The sequence below is a fragment of the Nonomuraea sp. NPDC049624 genome (assembly GCF_040675255.1).
Taxonomy (GTDB): Bacteria; Actinomycetota; Actinomycetes; order Streptosporangiales; family Streptosporangiaceae; genus Nonomuraea.
The window spans coordinates 202,856-226,748 of the sequence record NZ_JBFAOR010000005.1 but is presented as its reverse complement, the minus strand read 5'-3'; the positions used below and the strand labels follow the sequence as shown (position 1 = coordinate 226,748).

The 23,893-nt window shown below is 73.6% G+C and carries 24 protein-coding genes; 15 read left to right on the top strand and 9 right to left on the bottom strand.

All coding sequences use genetic code 11. The features are described from left to right. Window positions 1-182: 182 nt before the first annotated feature. Both AB0J76_RS21920 and AB0J76_RS21915 read left to right on the top strand, forming a co-directional pair. Window positions 183-1,076, top strand: coding sequence for an SRPBCC family protein (locus tag AB0J76_RS21920; RefSeq protein ID WP_352324788.1), 894 nt, complete (start codon window positions 183-185; stop codon window positions 1,074-1,076). Beyond that, on the top strand, window positions 1,073-2,242 hold the full coding sequence (locus tag AB0J76_RS21915) for a zinc-dependent alcohol dehydrogenase (RefSeq protein WP_352324787.1): 1,170 nt from the start codon (window positions 1,073-1,075) through the stop codon (window positions 2,240-2,242). The genes AB0J76_RS21920 and AB0J76_RS21915 overlap by 4 nt, the downstream gene beginning before the upstream one ends. Before the next feature lie 126 nt (window positions 2,243-2,368). Here the strand turns inward: AB0J76_RS21915 and AB0J76_RS21910 are convergent, their stop codons facing one another. From AB0J76_RS21910 to AB0J76_RS21900, 3 genes are read right to left on the bottom strand one after another with little or no spacing between them, the layout of a single operon-like run. Next, on the bottom strand, window positions 2,369-3,178 hold the full coding sequence (locus AB0J76_RS21910; RefSeq protein WP_352324785.1) for a carbohydrate ABC transporter permease: 810 nt from the start codon (window positions 3,176-3,178) through the stop codon (window positions 2,369-2,371). Beyond that, window positions 3,175-4,026 carry a sugar ABC transporter permease gene (locus AB0J76_RS21905; RefSeq protein WP_352324784.1) on the bottom strand — a complete coding sequence of 284 codons (852 nt, stop codon included), beginning with the start codon at window positions 4,024-4,026 and terminating at the stop codon, window positions 3,175-3,177. The genes AB0J76_RS21910 and AB0J76_RS21905 overlap by 4 nt, the downstream gene beginning before the upstream one ends. Next, a complete protein-coding gene (locus AB0J76_RS21900; RefSeq protein WP_352324783.1) occupies window positions 4,023-5,339 on the bottom strand; it encodes a sugar ABC transporter substrate-binding protein in 1,317 nt (438 codons plus the stop codon). The genes AB0J76_RS21905 and AB0J76_RS21900 overlap by 4 nt, the downstream gene beginning before the upstream one ends. Before the next feature lie 171 nt (window positions 5,340-5,510). Between AB0J76_RS21900 and AB0J76_RS21895 the strand changes: the two genes are divergently transcribed. Next, complete coding sequence (locus tag AB0J76_RS21895; protein WP_352324782.1) at window positions 5,511-6,176, top strand: SDR family NAD(P)-dependent oxidoreductase; 666 nt, start codon at window positions 5,511-5,513, stop codon at window positions 6,174-6,176. Window positions 6,177-6,209: 33 nt separating this feature from the next. Here the strand turns inward: AB0J76_RS21895 and AB0J76_RS21890 are convergent, their stop codons facing one another. Then, window positions 6,210-7,283, bottom strand: coding sequence for a saccharopine dehydrogenase NADP-binding domain-containing protein (locus AB0J76_RS21890; RefSeq protein WP_352324781.1), 1,074 nt, complete (start codon window positions 7,281-7,283; stop codon window positions 6,210-6,212). 70 nt (window positions 7,284-7,353) lie between these two features. On the opposite strand from AB0J76_RS21890, the gene AB0J76_RS21885 reads away from it, so the two are divergent. Continuing rightward, entirely contained in the window at window positions 7,354-8,334 is a 981-nt protein-coding gene (locus AB0J76_RS21885; protein WP_352324780.1) for a helix-turn-helix domain-containing protein, read from the top strand. Here the strand turns inward: AB0J76_RS21885 and AB0J76_RS21880 are convergent. Beyond that, a complete protein-coding gene (locus tag AB0J76_RS21880) occupies window positions 8,307-8,744 on the bottom strand; it encodes a cupin domain-containing protein (protein WP_352324779.1) in 438 nt (145 codons plus the stop codon). The two genes, AB0J76_RS21885 and AB0J76_RS21880, sit on opposite strands and share 28 nt — an antisense overlap. A gap of 108 nt (window positions 8,745-8,852) precedes the next feature. On the opposite strand from AB0J76_RS21880, the gene AB0J76_RS21875 reads away from it, so the two are divergent. Further along, window positions 8,853-12,158 carry a BTAD domain-containing putative transcriptional regulator gene (locus AB0J76_RS21875; RefSeq protein WP_352324777.1) on the top strand — a complete coding sequence of 1,102 codons (3,306 nt, stop codon included), beginning with the start codon at window positions 8,853-8,855 and terminating at the stop codon, window positions 12,156-12,158. A 66-nt stretch (window positions 12,159-12,224) separates the two neighbouring features. Here the strand turns inward: AB0J76_RS21875 and AB0J76_RS21870 are convergent, their stop codons facing one another. Beyond that, window positions 12,225-13,487, bottom strand: coding sequence for a serine hydrolase domain-containing protein (locus tag AB0J76_RS21870; protein ID WP_352324776.1), 1,263 nt, complete (start codon window positions 13,485-13,487; stop codon window positions 12,225-12,227). A 157-nt stretch (window positions 13,488-13,644) separates the two neighbouring features. Here AB0J76_RS21870 and AB0J76_RS21865 point away from each other — a divergent pair, with 157 nt between their 5' ends. The 4 genes from AB0J76_RS21865 (at window position 13,645) to AB0J76_RS21850 (ending at window position 15,819) form a co-directional block, all read left to right on the top strand. Further along, window positions 13,645-13,989, top strand: a complete 345-nt coding sequence (locus AB0J76_RS21865; RefSeq protein ID WP_352324775.1) for a VOC family protein — start codon at window positions 13,645-13,647, stop codon at window positions 13,987-13,989. Between the two features lie 18 nt (window positions 13,990-14,007). Beyond that, window positions 14,008-14,886: an AraC family transcriptional regulator gene (locus tag AB0J76_RS21860; RefSeq protein ID WP_352324774.1), complete on the top strand. Its 879-nt coding sequence runs from the start codon at window positions 14,008-14,010 to the stop codon at window positions 14,884-14,886. Window positions 14,887-14,946: 60 nt separating this feature from the next. Beyond that, window positions 14,947-15,384 (top strand): SRPBCC family protein, encoded by a 438-nt coding sequence (locus AB0J76_RS21855; protein ID WP_352324773.1) that lies wholly within the window; start codon window positions 14,947-14,949, stop codon window positions 15,382-15,384. A gap of 78 nt (window positions 15,385-15,462) precedes the next feature. Further along, window positions 15,463-15,819, top strand: coding sequence for a PRC-barrel domain containing protein (locus AB0J76_RS21850; RefSeq protein WP_352324772.1), 357 nt, complete (start codon window positions 15,463-15,465; stop codon window positions 15,817-15,819). Window positions 15,820-15,930: 111 nt separating this feature from the next. Here AB0J76_RS21850 and AB0J76_RS21845 read toward each other — a convergent pair whose 3' ends face one another. Continuing rightward, window positions 15,931-16,779, bottom strand: a complete 849-nt coding sequence (locus AB0J76_RS21845; RefSeq protein ID WP_352324771.1) for a helix-turn-helix transcriptional regulator — start codon at window positions 16,777-16,779, stop codon at window positions 15,931-15,933. Window positions 16,780-16,883: 104 nt separating this feature from the next. On the opposite strand from AB0J76_RS21845, the gene AB0J76_RS21840 reads away from it, so the two are divergent. The 3 genes from AB0J76_RS21840 (at window position 16,884) to AB0J76_RS21830 (ending at window position 19,807) form a co-directional block, all read left to right on the top strand. Beyond that, on the top strand, window positions 16,884-18,365 hold the full coding sequence (locus tag AB0J76_RS21840; protein ID WP_352324770.1) for an MFS transporter: 1,482 nt from the start codon (window positions 16,884-16,886) through the stop codon (window positions 18,363-18,365). A 155-nt stretch (window positions 18,366-18,520) separates the two neighbouring features. Then, the gene (locus AB0J76_RS21835) at window positions 18,521-18,886 is read left to right on the top strand and encodes a hypothetical protein (RefSeq protein ID WP_352324769.1); all 366 of its coding nucleotides are present in this window, start codon (window positions 18,521-18,523) and stop codon (window positions 18,884-18,886) included. Window positions 18,887-19,153: 267 nt separating this feature from the next. Then, entirely contained in the window at window positions 19,154-19,807 is a 654-nt protein-coding gene (locus AB0J76_RS21830; protein WP_352324767.1) for a class I SAM-dependent methyltransferase, read from the top strand. Window positions 19,808-19,819: 12 nt separating this feature from the next. Here AB0J76_RS21830 and mltG read toward each other — a convergent pair whose 3' ends face one another. Further along, window positions 19,820-20,758, bottom strand: coding sequence for an endolytic transglycosylase MltG (gene mltG / locus AB0J76_RS21825; protein ID WP_352324766.1), 939 nt, complete (start codon window positions 20,756-20,758; stop codon window positions 19,820-19,822). Further along, a complete protein-coding gene (locus AB0J76_RS21820) occupies window positions 20,755-21,267 on the bottom strand; it encodes a SigE family RNA polymerase sigma factor (RefSeq protein WP_352324764.1) in 513 nt (170 codons plus the stop codon). The genes mltG and AB0J76_RS21820 overlap by 4 nt, the downstream gene beginning before the upstream one ends. A gap of 123 nt (window positions 21,268-21,390) precedes the next feature. Between AB0J76_RS21820 and AB0J76_RS21815 the strand changes: the two genes are divergently transcribed. Genes AB0J76_RS21815 through AB0J76_RS21805 form a run of 3 tightly spaced genes read left to right on the top strand, consistent with a single transcriptional unit; the run spans window position 21,391 to window position 23,827 of the window. Next, window positions 21,391-21,975: an NAD(P)H-dependent oxidoreductase gene (locus AB0J76_RS21815; RefSeq protein ID WP_352324763.1), complete on the top strand. Its 585-nt coding sequence runs from the start codon at window positions 21,391-21,393 to the stop codon at window positions 21,973-21,975. Next, the gene (locus AB0J76_RS21810; protein WP_364390259.1) at window positions 21,972-23,444 is read left to right on the top strand and encodes a DHA2 family efflux MFS transporter permease subunit; all 1,473 of its coding nucleotides are present in this window, start codon (window positions 21,972-21,974) and stop codon (window positions 23,442-23,444) included. The genes AB0J76_RS21815 and AB0J76_RS21810 overlap by 4 nt, the downstream gene beginning before the upstream one ends. Beyond that, window positions 23,441-23,827, top strand: coding sequence for a MerR family transcriptional regulator (locus tag AB0J76_RS21805; RefSeq protein ID WP_364390257.1), 387 nt, complete (start codon window positions 23,441-23,443; stop codon window positions 23,825-23,827). The genes AB0J76_RS21810 and AB0J76_RS21805 overlap by 4 nt, the downstream gene beginning before the upstream one ends. Window positions 23,828-23,893: the final 66 nt, after the last annotated feature.

Below are 23,893 nucleotides of genomic sequence, written 5' to 3'. Positions count from 1 at the left end.
GAGCGACGGGCTGGGCCGGGACAGGGGGATGGACGGCGGTCGAGGGGGTGTGCACCTTTCGTGCCTGAATCCGCTGGTGTCATCGGTTTTGCCAGGGGCAAGGGGTGGAGGACGCGGGGGCGTCAGCAGATTGGGGCCGCCTGCGGCGCATGCATATTCCACCGCAACCTGTGTTAGGACGCATGATGACCGACAGATTCGCCCGTGCGCTCGGGTGGGCCAGCCTCGCGCTGGGCGCGGCGCAACTGGGGGCACCACGGGCCGTGACCCGCCTGTGCGGCGTCGACGACGCCCCGGGGGCCACGGCCGTCGCCAGGCTCGTCGGCGGGCGGGAACTCCTGCACGCCGCGCTGTTGCTGGGCGCCAAGAGCCCCGCCCGGTGGGCATGGACCAGGGTCGCCGGCGACACGATGGACCTCGGCGTCCTGGGCAGGGCCGCCGCCAACCGCACCGGCGCCCGCCGTGCCCGCGCGCTGGCCGCGCTCGGCGCGGTCGCCGGGATCACCGCCCTGGACGCCGCCTGCGCCCGGCGCGGCACCGCCAGGACCAAGGGCCCGCTGCAGGTGCGCGCCTCCATCACCATCAACAAGCCGCGCCAGGAGGTCTACCGCTTCTGGCGCGAGTTGGAGAACCTGCCCTCCTTCATGGTCCACCTGGACTCGGTGCGCACCATCGACCAGCGCCGCTCCCGCTGGAAGGCCAAGGGCCCGATCGTCGACCTGGAGTGGGAGGCCGAGATCATCGACGAGCGGGTGGGCGACCTGATCGCCTGGCGGACCGTGCCCGGCACCGGCGTCTCCACCGCCGGCCTGGTCAGCTTCACCGACGGCCCCGGCGGACGCGGCACCGTCGTGGACGCCTCCCTGGAGTACGGCGCGCCCGGCCGCAAGCTCGCCGCCGCCGTCGCCCGCATGTTCGGCGAGCACCCCGAGCAGCAGGTCCGCGACGACCTGCGCCGCTTCAAGCAGGTCATGGAGACCGGCGAGGTGCTCCGCTCCGAGGGCAGCCCCGAGGGCCACCGCGCCCTGCGCCAGCTCCACCAGCGTCCCGCACAGCCGATCGGAGGACGGGCATGAAGGCCAACGTGTGGGCGGGCCGCAACCACGTGGAGATCCAGGACGTCCCGGACCCGCAGCTCCTCAACGCCCGCGACGCGATCGTCCGCGTCACCTCCACCGCGATCTGCGGCTCCGACCTGCACCTCGTGGACGGCTACATCCCGACCGTCAAGAAGGGCGACGTGCTCGGCCACGAGTTCATGGGCGAGGTCGTCGAGGTCGGCCCGGGCGTGCACAACCTGCGCGTCGGCGACCGCGTCGTGGTGCCGTTCCCGATCGCCTGCGGCGCCTGCTTCGCCTGCCAGGACGGCTTGTACTCGGTGTGCGAGAACTCCAACCCCAACGCCGGGATGGCCGAGAAGCTGATGGGCCACGCGCCCGCCGGCATCTTCGGCTACTCCCACATGCTGGGCGGCTTCCCCGGCGGGCAGGCCGAGTACGTGCGCGTCCCGTTCGCCGACGTCGGCCCGATCAAGATCGAGGACGACCTGCCGGACGAGAAGGTGCTGTTCCTGTCCGACATCTTCCCCACCGGCTTCATGGGCGCGGAGATGTGCGACATCAAGCCGGGCCAGACGATCGCGATCTGGGGCGCGGGGCCGGTCGGGCAGTTCGCCGCGGCCAGCGCGTTCCTGCTCGGCGCCGACCGGGTCATCGTCATCGACCGCTTCCCCTACCGGCTGCAGCGGGTCCGGCGGACCGGCGCCGAAATCCTCAACTACGAGGAGGTGAACGTGCTGGAGGCGCTGCGCGACATGACCGGCGGACGCGGCCCGGACGCCTGCATCGACGCCGTCGGCATGGAGGCCCACCACCCGACCCCGGCCATGTACGCCTACGACCGCACCAAGCAGGCCACCCGGATGGAGACCGAGCGCCCCTACGTGCTGCGCGAGGCCATCATGGCCTGCCGCAACGGCGGCGTGGTCTCCGTCGTCGGCGTCTACGGCGGATTCGTCGACAAGTTCCCGATGGGCACCGTCATGAACCGGTCGCTGACCATCCGCACCGGCCAGTGCCACGTGCAGCGGTACACCGCTCCGTTGCTGGACCGGATCCGCGCGGGCGAGATCGACCCGAGCTTCGTCATCTCGCACCGGATGCCGCTCAGCGAGGCGCCGCACGCGTTCGACCTGTTCAAGCACAAGCAGGACGAGTGCAACAAGGTGGTCCTCACTCCGTAGGCCGGCTCTCGCGGCCCGCAGCCGGTCCCACTCGTCCTCCGCGGCGGCCCGCCGCTCCGCCAAGGTGGCGGAGCGGGACGCCCGGCGACGATGAGCCGCTGTCGCGGCAGTGGCCCACCGTCGGGCTCACCCCTTCACCGCTCCGCCGAGCAGCCCGGAGACGAACTGCTTCTGGAAGACGAAGAAGATGAGCATCAGCGGCAGCGTGGCCAGCAGCGCGCCCAGCATCAGGCCCGAGTAGTCGACGCGGGTCAGCCCGGTGAGGTGGCTGAGCGCGACCGGCAGCACGTACTTCTCCTCGCTGGTGAGCATGAGCAGGGGCCAGATGAAGGAGTTCCACTGGCTCATGAACGTGAAGATGACCAGCGCGCCGAGCTGCGGCCGGACCACGGGCAGCACGATCCGGTAGAAGATCCGCAGGTCTCCGGCCCCGTCCAGGCGTCCGCTCTCGATGAGCTGGTCGGGGAAGTCGAGGAAGGCCTGGCGCATGAGGAAGATGCCGAACGAGTTGGCCAGGAACGGGATGACGATCGACTCGTAGGAGTCGACCCAGCCGATGCTGGCCATCATCTGGAACAGCGGCACCAGCAGCACCTGGAACGGGATCATCATCGTCGCCAGGATCACCGCGAGCAGCAGGCCGCGCCCGCGGAAGCGGTACTTGGCCAGGCCGTACCCGCCCATGGCGCTGACCAGCACGGACAGCGCGGTGTAGACGAGGGCCGTGCCGAGGCTGTTGAGCACCACGCGGGAGAAGCCGATGGTCTCCTCCAGCGACCGCAGGTTGTCCAGCAGGTGGTCGCCGGGCAGGAACGGAGGCGGGCTGCGGAACAGCTCGGACGTGTCGTGCGTGGAGGCGACGAACATCCAGTAGAACGGCGCGACGCTGACCACCGCGCCGGCCGCCATGAACAGCCAGAGCAGCAGGCGTTTCATGACTTCTCCTTCCCGAACCACTTGAACTGGGCGTAGGAGAGCACCCCGATGAGCAGCACCACCACCCAGGCCATCGCCGCGGCGTAGCCGAAGTCGAACTGCTTGAAGCCGACCTGGTAGAGCAGCAGGATCGGCGAGGTGGTCGCGTCGTCGGGGCCGCCGTCGGTGAGCAGCTTGTTCTCGTCGAACAGTTGCAGCGTGCCGATCGTGGAGGTGATCGAGCAGAAGAGGATCACCGGCTTGAGCTGCGGCACGATCACGCTGACAAAGGACCGCAGCGGCCCGGCCCCGTCGATGGAGGCGGCCTCGTACTGCTCCTTGCCGATCGCCTGCAGGCCCGCCAGCAGGATGATCATGTTGTAGCCCGTCCACCGCCAGGTGATGGACGCGATCAGCGCCACCCGCGCCCAGGCCGGGTCGTCCAGCCAGGCGATCTCGGCGCCGAGCAGCTGGTTGACCATGCCGCCGTCGGTGCGCAGCAGCACCCGGAAGACCACCGCGTAGGCGACCAGCGTCGTCACGGCGGGCAGGAAGTACGCGATCCGCAGCGTGGCGCGGAAGCGCAGCCACGACTGGTTGAGCACGTACGCCAGCGCCAGCGCCAGCGCGATCATGATCGGGACCTGCACGACCAGGATCAGCCCGACGTTGACCAGGGACTGCAGGAACCTGTCGTCGTGCAGGAGACGCTGGTAGTTCTCCAGGCCGGCCCATTCGGCCACGCCGTCCTCGGTCCGCTGGAGGCTCTGCCAGAGGCTGGCCCCGAGGGGGTAGGCGAAGAAGAGCGCCAGCAGCGCGGCGGCGGGCCCCGCGAAGATCCAGGGGACCAGACGGCGCCGAACGATCATCCGATCTCCCGCTTCGTGGCGGACGCGATCTGCGCGGCCGCCTCGTCCAGCACGGCCTTGGGGTCCTTGCCGCCCACCACCGCACGCTGCAGCAGCTTCTTCAGCAGCTCACTGGCCTCGGCGTCGTCGTCGGTGGACTCCACGGCCGGGATGGCGCGCACCTGGTCGGCGAAGATCTTGTTGACCGGCTGCCCGCCGAAGTAGTCGACCGGCTCGGAGAAGTACGGGTCGGCCAGCGCGGGCAGGTAGGCCGGGAAGAGCGACTCCTGCTTCATCATCGACAGCTGGCTGTCCTTGTTCGCCGTGACGAACTCGACGAAGGCCCACGCCGCCTGCTGGTTCTTCGTCTGGCCGGTGACCGCCAGCATGGATCCGCCGTTGGCCGAGGTGCGCACCCCGCCCGGCTCGAACGCGGGCAGCGGGATCACGCCGAACTTGCCCTTGAGCTCCGGCATCTCCGACACCAGCGTGCCCGTCCACCAGACGGCGGTGGGCGCGACGGCCGCCTTGCCCTCCTTGGTGGCGGTGACCCGGCCGTCCCAGCCCTTCTCGTTCTGGAGCAGGCCCTTGTCGTTCATCGTCTTGATCAGGGTCAGCGCCTTGACGGCGGCCGGCGTGTTGACCGCGACCTTGCCGTCCACGAACCTGCCCTGCTTCTGCTGCTGCAACAAGGTGGTGAACAGCGGCTCGCTGTTGCCCAGGTCGGAGACCATGAGCTTCTTGCCGGTCTTGGCCTTCAGCGTCTCGCCGGCCTTGATCAGGTCGTCCCAGGTCTGGATGTCCTCGGCCTTGATCCCGGCCTGCTCGAAGTAGTCGCGCCGGTAGAACAGGCCGACGGGCGCGGAGTCCCATGGCAGCGCGAACAGCTTGCCGCCCTCGCCGGAGGCAGTCTGCCACTTGGCCGGGTCGAAGTCGGCCTTCAGCTTGCCGGCGACCGGGCCGAGGTCGGCCAGCCCGTTGGGGAAGTTCTTGGCGTAGCCGGGGACCCGCTCGTCCTCAAGGTGCACGACGTCGGGCAGGCCGGTGCCCGACTGCATGCCGACCGTGACCTTCTCGTAGATGTTGTCGTAGCCGACGTCCGTCACGTCGACCTTCACCTTGGGGTGCAGCTTGGTGAACTCGGGCGCCAGGCGCTTCAGGGCGGTCGCACCCACGTCGAACGACCACACCTTGACCTCGCCGGACAACTCCGCGGAGGTGGACGCGGCGATCGAGGGGGCGGGCCCCTTGGCCGTGCCGGTTCCGCCGGTGGCGCATCCAGCGGCGAGAAGTCCGGTGGCCAGCAGCCCGGCGGCGATTGTGTGGATCTTCACGGTGACCTCTTGGATCTGTAACATGTCACACTCTGAATACTGAGTGCTGAGTAACGTACGCTGAATACGCGTGGTGCACCAGAGGTGAAATCGAACCGTTCCCGATGGATGTGAGCGGACGGGCGGAAAGGCCGTTGCGTACTGCCCGTCCTGCCGGGATGATCGGCCGGCATGGGGAACGTGCTGCTGACCGGGGCCACCGGAGGCATCGGAAGGCCGCTGGCCGCCGCGCTCGGCGCGGCCGGGCACCGGGTGATCGCCGTCGGACGTGACGTCGGGCGGCTGGACGTCCGCGGGATCGAGGCCGACCTGGCCGACCCCGCGTCGCTGGCCCCCGCCATGGAGGCGCTGACGGCGGAGCTGACGGAGATACGCGCGGTGGTGCACTGCGCCGGCATCTCCCCCGTGGAGGCCGTCGCCGAGGCCGGCCCCGACACGTGGCGGCGCACGATGGCGGTGAACGTGGCCTCCGCCGCCGAGCTCGTCCGGCTCGCGCTGCCCGCGTTGCGGCGCGCCAAGGGACATGTGATCTTCGTGAACGCCTCCCCCGGGCTGACCGGCGTCCCGCGCTGGTCGGCGTTCGTGGCCAGCAAGGCGGCGCTGCGCGAACTGGCCGACTCGCTGCGCGAGGAGGAGGCCGTCCACGGGGTCCGGGTCACCACGGTCTATCCCGCGGCCACGGCGACCGACCTGCTCGGCGAGGTCAGGGCCGCCTTCGGCCGCCCGTACGACCCGCAGGCGTGCATCCGGCCGCAGTCGCTGGCCGAGATGGTCGTGTGGGCGCTGAACGCGCCTGCCGACTCCTACGCCTGCGAGCTGTCGGTGCTGCCGGGCTGAACCCGGCCGCGGCGGCGTGGATCGGCGCCCACCTCAGCGCTGCGCCGCGGCGCCGAGCTCGACCACGATGTGGGGCGACAGCGCCCGCAGGAAGTCGGGGGCGTCGAAGATGCGTCCCGCCGAGGCCACCCCGGCGGCCCTGGTCCGGCCGGTGAGGACGCGCTCGACGGCCTCCACCGCGAGCGGCGCGCTGACGGCGTAGATGTCCCGGCCGCGGGCCACCGCCCGGCGTTCCGCGGCGCCCGAACGCACGACCACGTCCACGACGAACGGCTGCGCCGACCGTCCGTGCTCGTCGGCCGCGACCGGGGCCGGGGTGTCGGGGTGCACCACGTCCGTGGCCGCCTCGACCGTCATGTAGTTGCGCACCTCGGGGATGTCCAGGTGGCTCGGGACGGTCACGATGTCGGCCATCGAGAACTCCGCGATGACGTCGCGCGTCCCGGTCGGCTCGGGGAAGGCCCACTTCTCGGCCGGCGCCCGGTCGTCGCGGTACTCCAGCCGGCCGCCGGCGTGACGGACGCGCCGGCCGTCGCGCCGCTCCCTGGAGACCCTGCCCGCGGCCCGGGTGCCGGCCGTGGGGTGCCAGCTGTCCAGCCCGTAGGCCACGTGCGCCTGGTCGGCGCCGGTCCAGTCGCCCATCGCCGCCGTGACCAGCAGGTCGCCGAGCCCGCCGAAGAAGGCCATCGCGGGGACGATCACCGCCCCGGCCTCCCGGGCGCGCTCCGCGAACAGCTCGAAGGTGTCCACGTTGGCCTCGATCTCGGCCGCGACGTCCACGTACGGGACGCCGGCGCGCAGGGCCGCCTCGATCACGGGGGCCGCCGTGGCGGCGAAGGGCCCGGCACAGTTGATCACCGCGGCCACGCCGTCCAGGGCGCGGTCCAGGGCTGCCGGATCGTCCACCGACGCCTGCCTGACCGCCAGTTCGGGGTGCGCCTCGGCCAGCGCCTTCAGCGCGTCGCCGTCGCGGCCCGCCAGGACGGGCACCAGCCCGCGCCGCAGCAGCTCCGCCACCACGAAACGGCCCGTGTGCCCGTAAGCGCCGTAGACCGCCACCGCGGAACCCGTCGTCGTCTTCATCTGTGTCATGTGCTCATCAGCCATGCGGACATCCTGGCGGCCCACCGCGTCGCCGCAGAGCGTCCGGAACGACATGATGCGTACAATTCCGGACGTGACCACAGTCGCGGTAGCCGTCGCCGACGGGATCCTGCACTTCGAGCTGGCCCTGGCCTACGAGCTGTTCAGCTCGCCCCCGCCCGTCCCCGTCGAGCGCTGGTACGAGCCGGTCATCTGCGGAGCCGGTCCCGTACGGGCCGACGGGCGGTTCCTGCTCGAACCCGACGCCGGGCTCGACCTGCTCGTCCGGGCCGACACGGTGATCGTCCCCGGCTGGGCCGAGGTGGACGAGGAGCCGCCGGCCGACCTCGTCGAGGCCGTGCGGGCGGCGCACGAGGCGGGCGCCCGGGTCGCGTCGCTGTGCACGGGCGCGTTCGTCCTGGCCGCGGCCGGCCTGCTGGACGGGCGGCGGGCCACCACCCACTGGGCCCACACCGAGACGCTGGCCGCCCGCCATCCCCGCATCCAGGTCGATCCGGACGTGCTCTACGTGGACGAGGGCAGCGTGCTCACCGCCGCGGGCAAGGCCGCCGCCCTGGACCTGTGCCTGCACCTGGTCCGCCGCGACCACGGCTCGGCGGTCGCCAACGCGATCGCGCGCCGCCTGGTCGTGGCGCCGCACCGGCCCGGCGGCCAGGCCCAGTTCGTCGCCACCCCCGTCCCCGAGCCGCACGGCCATCCCCTCAGCGACCTGCTCGCCTGGGCGGGCCGGCACCTGGACCAGCCCCTGACCGTGGAGGACCTGGCCCGCCGGGCGAACCTGAGCTCGCGCCACCTCGGCCGCCACTTCAGGTCCATGACCGGCACCACCCCGTTGCAGTGGCTGCTGACCCAGCGCATCCGCCGCGCCCAGGAGCTCCTGGAGACCACCGACGACGGCGTGGACGCCATCGCCGAGGCCACCGGCATGGGCACCGCGGCCACGCTGCGCCGGCACTTCAACCGCACGGTCGGCGTGCCCCCGGACGCCTACCGCCGCACCTTCCGCGCCCGCGGGGCTGCGCCCGATCAGCGGCCGGCCGGGTGGAAGTCGTAGGGCTTGGAGTCGTACACGTAGTAGACGCAGTCGGCGCCCGCGGCGCACTTGCCCCAGTGCTCGGCCTTCGACGGGTAGTACAGGTAGTCGCCCGCGCCGATCCGGTACGTCTTGTGGCCCTTGACGTTCCACAACATCACGCCGGAGACGCCGACGACGTGCTCGGGGCTGGTGTGCCAGTGCGGGGAGAAGGGCGTGCCGGCCTTGAGGGTGAACAGGGCCTCGGAGGGGCCGGTCTTCGGGTCGCCCTTCAGCTGCACGAACGTGCAGCCCTTCAGCCCCTCGCAGGGTGAGCCCGCCTCCTTGTGCGAGTGGTGGACGACCTTGTCAGGGCCCGAGTCGGCGTACGCGCTGGGGGCGCCGAGCACCATGAGAGCCAGCGAACCGGCCGTGATCACTTCTCTGAACATCTCGATCTCCAAGTGGACTGTGGTCCGAATATGTCCGGGAACGTATCGGACTGCGGTCCGTTTCGTCAAGGGCGGCACGACCCGCCGCCGCGTGCCACACTCCTGGCCATGGCGCATTCGACCGTGCCGGACGGCGGACAGGTGCGCGTGGGCGTCCTCGGCCCCCTCGCGCTGGTGACCGCCGACGGCCCGGCGCAGGTCGGCGGCGCGCGGTTGCGCGTGCTGCTGGCCAGGCTGGCCCTGGACGCCGGGCGGGCCGTCCGGCCCGAGACCCTGGCCGAGGCGTTGTGGGACGACGCGCCGCCCGAGGCCCCCATGCACGCGCTGCAGTCGCTGGTGTCCCGGCTCCGGCGCGTCCTCGGGCGTCCCGGGCTGCTCACCTCCGGCCCCGCCGGGTACCGGCTGGCCGTCGAGCCGGACGCCGTCGACGCCGTGCGGTTCGAGCGGCTGGCCAGGCAGGGACGGGCCGCCGCCCGGGACCGGCCCGCCGAGGCGGCCGCCGTCCTGCGGGAGGCCCTGGACCTGTGGCGCGGGCCGGCCCTGGCCGACGTGCGGGCGGCGCCGTTCGCCGCCGCCGAGGCCGACCGGCTCGAACGCGCCCGGCTCGCCGCCCTGGAGGACCGCGTCGAGGCCGACCTGACGCTGAGCGGCGACCCGCTGGGCGCTCACCCGCTGGGCCCTGACCTGGCGCTGGGCAGTGACCTGAGGCTGAGCAGCGGCCCGGCGCTGGGCGCCGATCTCGGCCTGGTCGCCGAGCTGGAGTCGCTGGCTGCCGCCCATCCGTTGCGCGAGCGCCTGCACGCCCAGCTCATCCGGGCGCTCGCCCGCGAGGGCCGCGGCGCCGAGGCGCTGGCCGCCTACCAGCGCATCCGCGTCCGGCTCGCCGACGAGTTCGGCGGCGACCCGGGCCCGCACCTCCAGCAAGCCCACCTGGCGGTCCTGCGCGGCGATCTTCCCGGCCCCCGTCGGCCGTCGGTGCCTTCCGGGACGTCGGGGCCGTCGGAACCGCCCTGGCCGTCGTCGCCTGGCCGGGCGCACGGCAACCTCGACGTCCCGCTCACCAGCTTCGTGGGCCGCGACGAGGACGTGCGCCGGGTGACCGGCCTGCTCGGGCAGGGCCGGCTGGTCACCCTGGTCGGCCCCGGAGGGGCGGGCAAGACGCGGCTGGCCGGCGCGGTCGGCCGGCGGCTCACGCCGTCCGGCGGGGTGTGGTTCGTGCCGCTGGCCGCGGTCGGGCCCGACGACGTCCCCCGCGTGCTGCTCGACCTGCTCCGGACGCGCAAGGAGGGCGCGCCCGCGCGGGCCGAGCCGGACGACCTGGTCGAGCTCCTCGCCGACGACGACCTGGTCCTGGTGCTGGACAACTGCGAGCACGTGATCGAGGCCGCCGCCGCGCTCTGCGGGACGCTGCTCGGCCGCTGCCCACGGCTGCGGGTGCTCGCCACCAGCCGCGAACCCCTGCGCATCGACGGCGAGACCCTGCACCCCGTGCCGCCGCTGGACCTGCCGGAACCGGGCGCGACGCCGAAGGCGGCCCGGTCGGTCGCGGCGGTCCGGCTGTTCCGCGACCGCGCCGCCGCCGTACGGCCCGGCTTCGTCCTGGAGGGCGGCGCGCTGGCGGCGACCGTCGAGATTTGTCACCGCCTCGACGGCCTGCCGCTGGCGATCGAGCTGGCCGCCGCCCGGCTGCGCACCCTGCCGGTCGAGGCGGTCGCCGCCCGGCTGGACGACCGGTTCCGGCTGCTCACCGCCGGCAGCCGGACGGCGCTGCCGCGCCACCGCACCCTGGCCGCCGCCGTCGCCTGGAGCTGGGACCTGCTCGACGCCGGCGAACGCTCCCTGCTGGAACGGCTGTCGGTCGTGCGCGGCAGCTTCACCGAGGACGCCGCAGCGGCGATCGGCGGTTCGGAGGACGTGCCGGAGCTGTTGGCGGCGCTGGTCGACAAGTCCCTGCTGCACCCGGCGGACTCCGCCGACCCGGCCGAGCCGCGCTACCGCCTGCTGGAGACCATCCGCGAGTACGGCCTGGCGCGCCTGGCCGAACGCGCCGAGGTCACCGCGACGCGCGACCGGCACGCCCGGTTCTTCCTGCGCCTGGCCGAGTCCGCCGACCCGCGCCTGCGCACGTCGGACCAGCTCCGCTCGCTGGCCCGCCTGTCGGCGGAACGGGACGACCTGTCGGCCGCCATCCGCTGGACGGTCGAGTCCGGGGACGCCGGACGGGCCGTCCGGTTCGGCGTCGCGCTGAGCTGGTACTGGTTCCTGCGGGACTTCCCGCCGGAGTCGCTCGACCTGCTCGGAAGGGTCCTTCAGGCAGACGGCCCGGCCGACCCCCGATCCCGCGCGCTGGTCGCCGCCGCCCACGCGATCGCCACCGTCGAGGCCGCCGGGCCGGAGGAGACCGACGCCGCCCTCGACCGGATCAGGGCGGCCCTGGCCCAGCTCGTCCCAGGCACACATCCCATCACCGAGATGGCCCGCCTGGCGGTCGGCATAGCCGCGAAGGGCGACCACGCCGCGCCGGCGGAGGGGGCGGACCTGTGGAGCCGGTCGCTGGCGCTGCTGGTCAGCGGCGTGCTGGCCATGAACACCGGCCACCTCGCCGAAGCCAAGGACACGCTGGCCCGCGCGCTGGCCGGCTTCGAGCAGCTCGGCGAGCGGTGGGGGCAGGGAATGACGTTGAGCGCCCTCGGCTCGGCGCTGGTCCGGTCCGGCGCAGCGGCCGACGCGCCCGCCCTGGCCGAGCGCGCCACCCGCTGCTTCCGCGAGCTCGGCATGCCCGAGCACACCATGGAGAACGAGGTGGCCGCCGCGCTGCACCGTGCCGAGTCCGGCGACGTGGCCGGCGGCCGGCGGGACCTGACCGGCCTGCTAGGCAGGGCCGGGCGCAGCGGGTCGGCCGAGTCGAGCACCCAGGTGCGCCTGGGCCTGGCCCGGCTGGAGCTGGCCGCCGGGCGGGCGGCGGCGGCTCGCGAGCACGCCCTGGCCGGTCTGGCCTGCGCCCCTCCCGACCGCTCGACCACGCCGCCGCTGACCGCGCTGCTGCTGGGCGTCCTGGCTCGGGTGGACCTCGCCGAGGGGTTCCCCGAGCGCGCGGCCGGCCGGCTCGACCATCCGGCGGTGCGCCTGACGCTGACCTGGCACACGCCGGTCGCGGCCGCGACCGCGTTGGTGGCCGCCGCGATCGAGCTCGGCCGCGACCGGCCGGAACGGGCGGGCAGGCTGCTCGGGGCCGCCACCGTGCTGGGCGGCTGGACCGGCCCCGGCGACCCCGACCTGTGGCGGCTCACCCGCCGGGCCGAGACCGCCCTGGGCCCCGCCGGCTTCGCCGCCGCACACGCGGGCGGCGCGGCGATGTCACGAGCACAGGCTGAGAGCCTGGTGACAGCAGCCGTCACCACGCCGCCCAGTTAGCGCCGCTCAGCCGGCGCCGGCCCACGCGCCAGGCCCAGCCACTCACCAAGCCCAGCCACGCGCCGCTCAGCCGGCGCCGGGCACCGGCTTGCCGAACATCGTGCAGGTCACCGCCGTCTGCAGGGCCTGGACGGCCTTGGCGAGCTTCGGGTCGGCCTCGAACTCGGCCCAGAACTCGGACGCGATGAGCACGGTGGCCGTGCGGCCGCCGGTCCGGTCGGTGAGGTTGGTGGTCAGGTAGCCCGGCATGCCGCCGTCGTGCCCCCAGAACGTGCCGCACGGATGGTCGGCGGTCTGGATGCCCAGCCCGTAGCCGGGCCCGTCCGGTTGCCGCGGGTCCATCGGGACGGTGGCGCGCAGCTCGGCGAGCTGGGCGGCGGGCAGCAGCCTGCCGGACATGAGCGCGGCGTGGAAGCGCGCCCAGTCGCGGGTGGTGGACACCACCGCCCCGGCCGGGCCACCCCAGCTGGGGTCGTGGCCGGAGACGTCCACGTGGCCGTCGTGGCGCGGCCCGGCGAGCTGCCGGAACGCGGCCGGCACCGCGGGCGGCTGGTGGGCGGCGTCCGGCTCGTAGCCGCGGGCGTACGGGCCGCGCCAGTCGGGCCCGGTGGCGTAGTACGTATGAGCGAGGCCGAGCGGCCGGGCGATGCGGTCCCTGACCAGGCCGGCCAGGCTCGCCCCGGTGACCCGCTCCAGAACCGCGCCGACGGCGGCGTAGCCGGTGTTGCTGTAGGACCACCTGGCGCCGGGCGCGAACAGCGGAACGTGCCTCACCCCCAGGGCCAGCAGTTTCGCCGGGGTCCACCGCCGCCGGTCCTTGCCGAGCATCGAGGGCCGGATCGCGGGGTCGTCGGTGTAGTCGTACAGGCCGCTGGTGTGGTTCAGCAGCATGCGCAGCGTGATCGCGCCGCCGCCGGGCACCCGGCCGGGCAGCCACTTGTCCACCGGGTCGGTCAAGGCGAGCCTGCCCTCGGCGACGAGCTGCAGGACCAGCACGGCGACCATGGTCTTGGTGTTGGACCCCATCCGGAACTCGTCGCCCGCCTTGAGCACGTGGTCCCGTCTGGTCCAGGCGGCCTGCTCGGCGATCTCGACGGGCCGGCCGCGACCGTCGTCGACCCGGACGAGCACGCCGGGCGCCCCGGCCGCCACCACCTCCCGCGCCAGGCGCTGCAGCAGGGCGGGCGTCCCGTCCAGGGCGGGCCGGGACGTGGCGGCGGCCGGGAGCGCCGCGACCACGGCCAGGCTCACGGCCGGCACGGCGGCCGTGAGCGCGCGCAGCCACCGCGGCCGCGCCGCGCGCCGGGACGGGACCTCACAGGGGTACATGAACCGGTTCCTCCTCCATCGGGTGACACCAACGCCCTCACCTTCCGGCCCCCCGCTCACAAACCGCACACATCCCGCTGTCAGTACGCCGCCGCGGCGATGAGTTCGCCCCACCGGCGGAGTCTTCATCGTGGAACGACAGGAGGGAGTGGTCCGAGTGGATCTCTACAGCGTGGTGTGCGTACGCGACCGGGCGGCGGCGCAGAAGTGGTACGAGGCGTTCTTCGGCCGCCCGGCGGACGAGGTCGTCGGCGAGGAGCACCTGTGGCAGGTCGGCGAGAACGCGTGGGTCGTCATCGATGACCGGCACATGCGGGCCGCGCGCGTCGGCGGCACCATGATCACGTTCGGCGTGTCCGGACTCGACGACATCCTGGCCAGGCTGGCCGGGCACGGCATCGAGCACGGTCCCGTGGAGACGTACGGCAACGGCGTGCGCCACGTGGATGTCCTCGACCCGGACGGCAACAGCCTCTCGCTCGCCGAGGCCCCGCCGCGGTGATCCGGTTAGGCTCGGGACGTGTTCGACTCGCCCGACTTCGACCTGGCGCCCTACGCCGGCCTCGACACCACGGCGTACGTGCGGCACACGTACAACAGCTGGGACGACGCCGGCTGGCGGTCGCTGCTGGTGCAGGGCTTCCGGCACGCGCCCGAGGCCGAGCACTTCGCCCTGCCCGCCGTGTCCGACCTGCATCTCGTGCTCTGCGTGGCGGGCAACGCCGACCTGCGGATGCACGCGGGCGGCAGGCCGGTCCGGCGGCGCTGGGTCCCGGGCCACCTGGAGCTCATGGTGCCCGGCCGGGCCGGGTCGATCAGCTACCGGGCGGCGGCCGGGCTGCGCACCGTCCAGGTGCACGTCCCCGCGGCGGCCGTGCGGCGGGCCGCCGACGCGCTGGGCGGTCGCGAGCCCGACCTCGAGGCGACGGCAGCGGCCCTGGCGGCCGGTGACCCGGTCGTCGAGCAGCTCCTGCGCGCGCTGCCCGGCCGCGCGGCGGCCGGCGACCTGTACGCCGAGTCCGCCGCCGCCTTCCTCGTGACGCACCTGCTGACCCAGGGCCGGGCCGAGCGCCTGCCCGGCCCCGAGCACGCGGCCGTCCGGGCGGGTGTCGCCATCATGACCGAGCGCCTGGCCGAGCCGCTGACGCTGGCCGCCATCGCGGCCGAGGTGCATCTGAGCGTGTACCACTTCGTCCGGGTCTTCCGGGAGGGCACCGGCCAGACACCCCACCGGTTCCTCACCCGGTTGCGCGTGGAGGAGGCGCGGCGGCTGCTGTCGTCCACCTCGCTCAGCCTGGAGCAGATCGCCGGGCGCTGCGGGTTCGCCGGTGCGGGCTCGTTGTCGTCGGCCTTCCTGCGCCAGACCGGCGTGCGGCCGTCGGCGTACCGCAAGAACTGACCGATCGACGGCAATCGTGCGCCTGGCCCACGGGCGGGGCCGCTGCCTACGTTGGGGCTCATGCCGTACTCCTTCGCCGTGACCGCTCGCTCGCAGGCCGCCCCCGAGGCCGTCTTCGCGGCGCTCACGCACGCCGCCACTTGGCCGTCGTGGTCGCCGATCGACTCCGCCGACGTCGAGGGCGGCGATCCGGCGGCCCGGCAGCAGGTGGGCGACACCAGGGTCTTCCGCACCGGGCGCAACGTCTCGCGCGAGCGCGTCGTCGAGCTGGTCCCCGACCGGCGGTTCGTCTACGACAACCTGGGCGGCCCGTTCCGCTCCTACCGCGGGACGGTCGAGCTCGCGCCGGCCGCCGGCGGCGGCACCGACATCACGTGGTCGGCCGCCTTCGAGCCGAGGATGCCGCTGTCGGGCGGCTTCTGGCGGTGGTACCTGACCCGTTTCATGCAGGGCATGGCCGACGGCCTCGCCGCGTACGCCGCCCGCGCGACGACGTGACCGCGGCCCGATGTTTGGCGCGGCTGAGCCGGGAAGAGTGGGTGGGCAACGTTCTCTAGATCATCAGGAGGAAACCCCTTGTCTCAGGACATGTGGAGCTACGGTTCCGACGTCTACGGCGACAAGACTCTCGACGTGGTCGGCTTCGACGTCGAGGCCACCGACGGCTCGATCGGCTCGGTGGACGAGGCGAGCCACACCGTCGGTGACAGCTACCTGGTGGTCGACACCGGTCCGTGGATCTTCGGCAAGAAGGTCGTCCTGCCGGCCGGCACCGTCACGCGGATCGACCCGCAGGAGCGCAAGGTCCACCTCGCGCGGACCAAGCAGGAGATCAAGGACTCGCCGAAGTTCGACGAGGACGCCACGTACAACGACGACGTCCACCGCAACGAGGTGGGCGCGTACTACAGCCGCTTCAACGGCACCGTCTGACCCCGCGTAACCCGGGTACCCGCCGGGGTGCCCGCCGGGCGCGACGCGCGCCGCAGCAGCTGCCAAGGCCCCACAGCTCTGCGACCGGCGGGCCCCCGAGGGCCGGACGTCTCAGGACGTCCGGCCGGTCTGGTGGGTCAGGATGCGCAGGGCGTCGGCGGAGGGCGGGTCGGCCGGGGTGTAGATCTCGACCCGGTGGTCAGGACTGTCGGGCTGGAGCCAGACCTGGTAGTCGACGCTGACCGCGCCGACCGTGGGATGCCGCAGGCGCATCGTGCCCACCGTGCAGTCGGCGACCTCGCCCACCGCCCACAACGCCGCGAACTCCGCGCTGTGCATCGTCAGCTCCCCGATCAGCTCCGCCAGGCGGGCGTCCGAGGGGAAGCGGCCCGCGGTGAGCCGGAGGTAGGCGACATGGATGCGGGCCAGTTCGTCCCAGTTGCGGTGCAGGTCGCGGAAGAGCGGATCCAGGAAGAACATCCTCGGCACGGACGGCCGGTCCGCCGGATCCCGCGGCGCCTCGAACGGCAGATGCTCCCCCATCAGCGCATGCCCCGTACGGTTCCACGCGAGCACGTCCCCCCGCCGGCCGAGCACGACCGCCGGCGTCGTGTCCTTCAGCGACTCCAGCAGCGCCAGCACCCGCGGATGAGGCTCCTCCACGGGCGGCCTGGACAACCGGGACCTGGCCGGTTGCCGGGCGAGATTGTGCAGGTGGACGGTCTCGATCCGGTCGAGCCGCAGCACCCGCGCCAGGGCGTCGAGCACCTGCTCCGAGGCGGTCTCCGCCTGCCCCTGCTCCAGACGCGTGTAGTACCCGGCGCTCACCCCCGCGAGCTGCGCCAGCTCCTCGCGCCGCAGCCCGGGGACCCGGCGGGCCGTCCCGAACGTGCGCAGCCCGATCGCGGCGGGCGTGACCCGATCACGACGGCTCTTCAGAAACGCTCCGAGACTCTCCACCCCACCGAGCCTAGGCCGACCGGCGGGCCGCGTGGGTACACCTGCTGGGTGCACCCACGCCAGGGGGATGGTTGCCGGACGCGTCCTGCCCGAGTGTCGGCGCCATGTATCGACAACACACGCGCACTCCCCCGGGCCTGCGGGCCTGGCTCGGCCTCCTGGTGATCCTCGGGCCCGTCCTGCTGGTCTCCATGGACGGCTCCATCCTGTTCCTGGCGATGCCCCGGATCAGCCAGGCCCTCACGCCCACCGCGGGCCAGGCCCTGTGGATCCTCGACGTCTACGGCTTCGCCGTCGGCTCCCTGCTGATCGCGTTCGGCAACCTCGGCGACCGGTACGGGCGGCTGCGGCTGCTCATGACCGGCGCCGCGGTCTTCGGCGCCGGCTCCACGGCGGCGGCGTTCGCGCCCAGCGCCGAGCTGCTGATCGCGGCCCGCGCGCTGATGGGCGTGGCGGGCGCGACCCTGCTGCCGTCGGCGCTGGCCGTGCTGAGCGAGCTGTTCGCCGACCCGCGGCGGCGGGCGCAGGCCATCGGCGTGTTCGCCGCGGCGTTCGCGGCCGGGTTCGCCGCCGGGCCGATCGTGGGCGGCGTGCTGCTGGAACGGTTCTGGTGGGGATCCGTCTTCCTGGTCAACCTGCCCGTCCTCGCCCTGTTCCTGGTCTTCGGGCCGATCCTGCTGCGCGAGGTGCGGGTGACCCGCGCCGGGCGCCTGGACGTGCCCAGCGTCGTGACGTCCGCGGCCGGGCTGCTGCTCGCGATCTACGCGCTCAAGCACGCGGCCGCCGAAGGGCTGTCGGCCGTCCCGGTCGTCGCGGGGGCGGCCGGGGCGGGGCTGCTGGCGTGGTTCGTCCGCAGGCAGCGCGGCCTCGCGCAGCCGCTGATCGAGTTCTCGCTGTTCCGCGACCGGGTGTTCACCGTGGCGATCGTCACCGGGCTGCTGCCGCTGGCGGCGTGGTCGGCGACGGCGTACCTGTCGGGCGTCTACCTCCAGTCCGTCCTCGGCCTGCCCGTGCTGCACGCGGCGCTGCTCGCGCTGCCCGGCGCAGTGGTGCTGACCGTCACCTGCGTCGTCACGCCCTTCGTGGTCGACCGCGTCGGCCGGCGGGCCGCGCTCGCCGTCTGCCACTTCTCCGTCGCGGCGGGGCTGCTGCTCCTGCTCCCGACGGCCGTCACGGGCGGGGTCGGCTGGTACGTCGCGTCCACGGTCGTGGCGGGCGTCGGGTACGGCGTCTCGTTCAGCGTCGTCGCCGACACCGCGGTCGGGGCCGTCCCGCCGGAACGGGCGGGAGCGGCGGGGGCGCTGGCCGAGACCAGCAACGAGATCGGCAACGCCCTGGGGATCGCGCTGCTCGGCTCGCTCGCCGCCCTGGTCTTCCGGCTCAGCGGACCGGACCTGGCTCCCACCCTGGACGAGACCCTCCAGCTGCCCGCCCTCGTGCCGGCGGCGGCCGCGCAGGCCGAGACGGCGTTCGTCACCGGGCTGCACGTGGCCGCGGCGGTGGCCGGGGTCCTGCACGTGGTGCTCGGCGTCGTCGGACTGCTGCGCACGCCGGCACGGGACGCCCTACGGCCGGTCGGCCACTGAGGGGTGCCACACGGCCGGTCGGCCACTGAGAGACGGCCACTGAACGGCGCGTCCTCAGCCGTCGGTCAGGAAGGCGAGGGCGTCGGGGGCGAACCGCTTGTCGGTGAAGGCGCCGCTGTGGCTGCGGCCGGGTATACGACGAGCTGGGCGTCGGCGTGGTCGGCGCGCCCGCCGTCCGAGAGCCACAGCAGGCCCCTGAGCAGGACGCGGCCGAGCGCCGACGCGGTGACGATCTCGGCCAGCGCGGGGTTCGGCCGCCTGCCCTGGCGGGCCCGTTCGACGTAGCCGCGCTGGGCCGGCCGGCCGGCCGGGCCGAGGGTGCAGGCCGTGCCCGCCAGGACGAGCCGGTCGACCAGGCCGGGATGGTCGGCGGCCAGTTGCAGGGCGATGGATCCGCCGTGGACAGGGCCAGCACGTTGACCGGTCCGTCGAACGTGGCCCGGATCGCCTGGGCGAAGATCGCGGCGAGGTCGGCCATCGTCGTGGTGGACGGCAGCCCGGGCGGCCGGTTGACGACGTAGACGGTGAAGTCCCGGGTGAACGGCCGCACCAGCCGCATCGTGGACCAGCGGGTCATGCTGGTCGGGTTGGCCGCCTGCGGGGTGTGAATCAGGACGATCAGCGGCGGCCCTTCCCCGGCCGACAGGTACGGCAGGTCGTTCAGCATGGGGGATCCCTTCCCCCACTGTAACCGTATGAACAGATTGGATTTTTGTTCACAGCATAGGCGAGAACGGGCCGCCCGGGGCGGCGGCGACACCCCGGCCGATGGGCTACAGTCGTCCGCCATGGCCGACTCCTCCTACCTCACGGCGACGGCGCACGCCTACGACGCCGTCGCCGACCTGTACGCCGACCTCGCCCGCGACTCGCTCGACCGCCTGCCGCTGGACCGCGCGCTGGTCGCCGCGTTCGCCGAACTCGTCCGGGCCGCCGGACCCCGGCCCGTGGTCGAGGCCGGATGCGGCCCCGGGTACATGACGGCCCACCTGCGCGACCTCGGCCTGGACGCGTCCGGTGTCGACCTGTCCCCCGCGCTGCTCGACATCGCCCGCAGGGACTATCCCGGCCTGCGTTTCGAGCTCGGTTCGATGGACGCCCTCGACGTGGCCGACGGCGAGCTGGGCGGACTGATCTCCTGGTATTCCATGATCCACGTGCCGCCGGCGGAACTGCCGCCGTACTTCGCCGAGTTCCGCCGGGTGCTGGCCCCCGGCGGCCACTTCCTGGTCGCCTTCTTCGAGTCCGAGGGCGACCCGGTCACGGAGTTCGACCACAAGGTCACGCCGGCCTACCGGTGGCCGATCGACGAACTGGCCGCCCTGGCCCGCAAGGAGGGGTTCGTCGAGGTGGGCAGGCTGCTCCGCGAGCCGCTGGAGGACGAACGCTTCCGCCGCGGCCACCTGCTGATGCGCGCCGCAACCCCCGGCGACGCCCACTAGACGAACGGGCGCTCATCCTCGGTAGCCGGGCTTCCGGGCGCGTTCGGCCAGTTCGGCGTACTCCTTTCCGGTCGTGGCGAAGGCCAGGGTGCCGCGCTTCGGGTCGGTGAGCACGAAGTACAGCCAGGAGCCCGCGGCCGGGTGCAGGGCGGCCCTGAGCGCGGCGGCGCCCGGGTTGGCGACGGGCCCGGGAGGCAGGCCCTTGTGACGGTAGGTGTTGTACGGCGAACGCACCCGCACGTCCTCGACCGTCACGGGCCCCCGGCGCCTGCCGAGCGCGTAACGGACCGAGCTGTCCACCTGCAGCGGCATGCCGCGGGCCAGCCGGTTGTGCAGCACGCGGGCCACCTTCGGCATGTCGGCCTCCGTGGGCGACTCGGCCTGGACGAGACTGGCCACGACGACCACGTCCAGGGCGTCGGGCCGGGCGGCCAGGCCGAGTTCGTCCGCCGTCGCGCGGAAGCGGGCCACCATCTCGCCCAGGATCTCGGCCGGGGCGGCGGAGCCGGCGAACCGGTACGTGCCGGGGAACGCGAAGCCCTCCAGCCCGTCCTTCGCGTACGGAGGCAGGCCGAGCGCCTGCCCGTCCCCGGCGGCCTTCGCGAACGACTCCGCGGGCCTGCCGGTCACGCGGGCGAGCTCGTCGAACAGGCCGGAGACCCGTTCGCCGTCGTTGACGACCTCCACCTGAGCCCGTTCCGGACCGGGCCGGGTGGCCACGGACGGCGCCGGTCGGCCCGCCTCCGGCGCGAGCGCCCGGACGGCGACCGTGCCTCCGGCGACCAGGATGACGACGGCGGCCGCCGCCGCCAGCGCGACGCCCCTCCGGCGGGCAGGACGATGCGGGAGGAACCGGGCGGGATGTCGTGGGAGGAACCGGGCGGGAGGCGGTGGCGGCTGCTCGTCCGCCATGTCGGCGAGGGTCTCACGCAGCAGGTTCTCGATGTTCAACGGAACTCCCTCACGGCGCTCAGCTCGGGGGCGGTCTTCTTCAGCCGCTCCAGCGATCGGTAGATCTGGCTGCGGACCGAGCCCACGCGCACGCCCAGCAGGTCCGCGATCTCGGTCTCCGACTTGTCCTCGAAGTAGCGCAGGACGAGCATGGTCCGCTGCCGGGGCGTCAGCCGGGACAGCGCCGCCCGCATCGTCAGGCGCAGGTCGGCGGCGTCGGCGTGCCCGTCGCCGGGCCGGTCGAGCCGCTCGTCCGTGCTCACCTCCACGACCCGCGACCGGCGGCGCCACCGGCTCACCTGCTCGTGGTACATGGTGCGGCGGACGTACCCCTCGACGGCCTCGGGGTCGCGCAGGCCGCGCCACCGCGCGGCCGTCTTCGCCAGGGCCGACTGGACGAGGTCCTCGGCGGCGTGCCGGTCGCCGGTCAGCAGGTACGCCGTGCGGAACAGCGCCCCCGACCGGTCGATGACGAACTGCCGCAGAACCGCCTCGAAGCCTGGATCCACCCGTCCTCCTCCTGATGTCACCCACCAAGGACGAGCGGGCGTCCCGGAACTATGCCGGACGCCGGAAGGCCGTGAATGCGGTGACTTGAGTTCGCCCATAGGCGAACTCCTAGCGTCGGTGCCATGACGGAAACCAACGCCGGCAGCCGCCTCCGGATCGCCGTGGTGATCGGAAGCGTGCGCAGGCCCAGAATGGCCGACCCGCTCGCCGCCTGGCTGGAGCGCGAGCTCAGCACGTTCGACTGGCTCGACCTCGACATGATCGACCTGGCCGCGGTCTCGCTGCCGATGCACGAGCTGCAGCCCGGCGGAGGGGGCGCGTCCCCGATCGGCGACGCGCTCGCCGCCGCCGACGGGTTCGTGTTCCTCGTCCCGGAGTACAACCACAGTTTCCCCGCCGCGGTGAAGAACGCGATCGACTGGCACTTCACCGAGTGGGCGTACAAGCCGGTCGCGTTCGTCGGGTACGGCGCCTCCGGCGGCATCAGGGCCGTGGCGCAGTTGCGCATGGTCTTCCCCGAACTGCGGGCCGCGACGGTCCGCGAGTCGGTGCTGATCCCGATGGCGTGGGAGCACCTGGACGCCGACGGCCGTTTCGTTCCCCCGCCGGGCACGACGCAGGCGTTGCACACGACCATGGGCGAGCTGCGCACGTGGGCGCGGGCACTGCGTCCCGTCCGCGTCCCGGATCTGGCCGGTCGACGGTGAGCAGGCTGACCGGGCCGGAGCTGCGCACCGCGGTCGTCCTGATGGCCGGCGGGCTGCTCGCGGTGCTGGACGCCACGATCGTCGTGGTGGCGCTGCCCGCGCTGATGGCGGCGTTCGGCGCGTCGCTGAGCTCCGTGCAATGGGTCCTCACCGCGTACGCGCTGGGGATGGTGGCGACGATGCCGCTGGCCGCCGGGCTCGCCGCGCGCTGGGGCGCCCGGCGCGTGTACCTGGCGGCGCTGGTCGGCTTCGCGGTCGCCTCCGCCGCCGCCGGCGCGGCCGGTGGCCTGGACGGACTGATCGCCGCGCGGGCGGCGCAGGGTCTCAGCGGCGGCCTGCTGGCGCCGCTGGGGATGGCGATCGGGTTCGGCGCGGTCGCGCCCGAACGCCGCAGCCGGATGACGGCGGTCACCGGGGTGCCGCTGTTGGCCGGGCCGATCCTGGGCCCGCTGCTCGGCGCGGCGCTCCTGGGCGCCGGCTCCTGGCGCGCGCTGTTCTACGTCACCGTGCCGCTGGCGCTGCTGGCCGCCGCGGGCGCGCCGGCCTGGTTGCCGGCCGACCCCGCGCGCGGCCGGCCGGTCCGGCCGGACCTGGTGGGGGCGATGCTCCTGGTGCCCGGCATCGTCGCGGTGGCGTACGGCATCAGCGCCCAGGACAGCCCGGCCTGGACGCGGATCGCCGCGGTGGCCGCCGGCGCGGTGCTGGTCGCGGCCTTCTGCGTCCGGGCGCTGAGGCGTCCGGAACCGCTGCTGCGGATCCGGCTGCTCGGCGATCCCACGTTCGGCCGGGGCGCCGCGGTGCTCGCCCTGTACGCCGCCCCCTACTTCGGCTCGGCTCTGCTGATGCCCACCTACGTCCAGACGCTGCGTCTCGACAGCGCCTCGGTCACGGCCGCGCTGATGGTCCCCGGCGCCGTCGGCATGGGCCTCAGCCTGCAGGTCGCCGCCCGGCTGCTGGAACGGCTCGGCCCCCGGCGGGTCGTCGGCACCGGGCTCGGACTCGTGATCGCGTCCGGCGCGGTCCAGGTGGTCATCCTGGCGCCGGACACCCCCTATCCGGTGCTCGGGCTGTTCGCGCTGCTCCAGGGGGCGGGCACCGGCGCGATCATGATGCCGACGATGTCCGGTTCCAGCCGGAACCTCCACGGCCCCGACCTGGCCTCGGGTTCCGCGCTGTTGTCGCTGGTGAGCACGGTCGCCAACGGCATGGGCACCGTGGCGGTCGGCGCGCTGTTCACGGCGCTGACCGCCGCGATGACCGGCGGCCTGTCGCTCGCGGCCCTGGCCGCCATGGACGCGACGACAAGGGCAGCGCAGGCGGTCGCCGTCACCGACGCCCTGCGGCTGACCCAGGCGGCGGCCCTCGTCGTGATGGCGCTGGCCCTCGTCGTACGATTGCGCTCTGCGGCCCGGCCCTCGGCGATGCCAGGCCGGCGGGAGTCGGCTGAGAGGACGGTGAGCACGCCATGACCGTCACCGACCGCCCCGGCTCCGAGACGATCCCGGCCTCGCTCACGGTCGGGCAGGTGGCCAGGGCCGCCGGGGTGACGCCCAACGCCGTCCGCTTCTACGAGCGCTACGGCGTGATCACCGGCCACCGCAACAGCGGCAACGCCCGCCGCTTCACCGTCGACGCGGTCTGCCGGATCAAGCTCGCCCTCGCCGCGCAGCGGGTCGGCATCACCCTCAAGGAGAGCGCCGACATCCTCTCCGGCATCCCGCCCATGTCCCGCGACCTCGGCCAGTGGGTCGCCGCGGGCGAGGAGCTCGTCCGGATCGGCCGCGCCCGCATCGACCAGCTGCAGACGACCGTGAACGAGCTGGCCACCCTGGACTTCCTCCAGTCCCCTTGATCGCCCCGCGGGCGCCGAGCGGCACGCCTGCCATCCGCCCGCGCGTGGCCTTCGGGTGACTCCTCC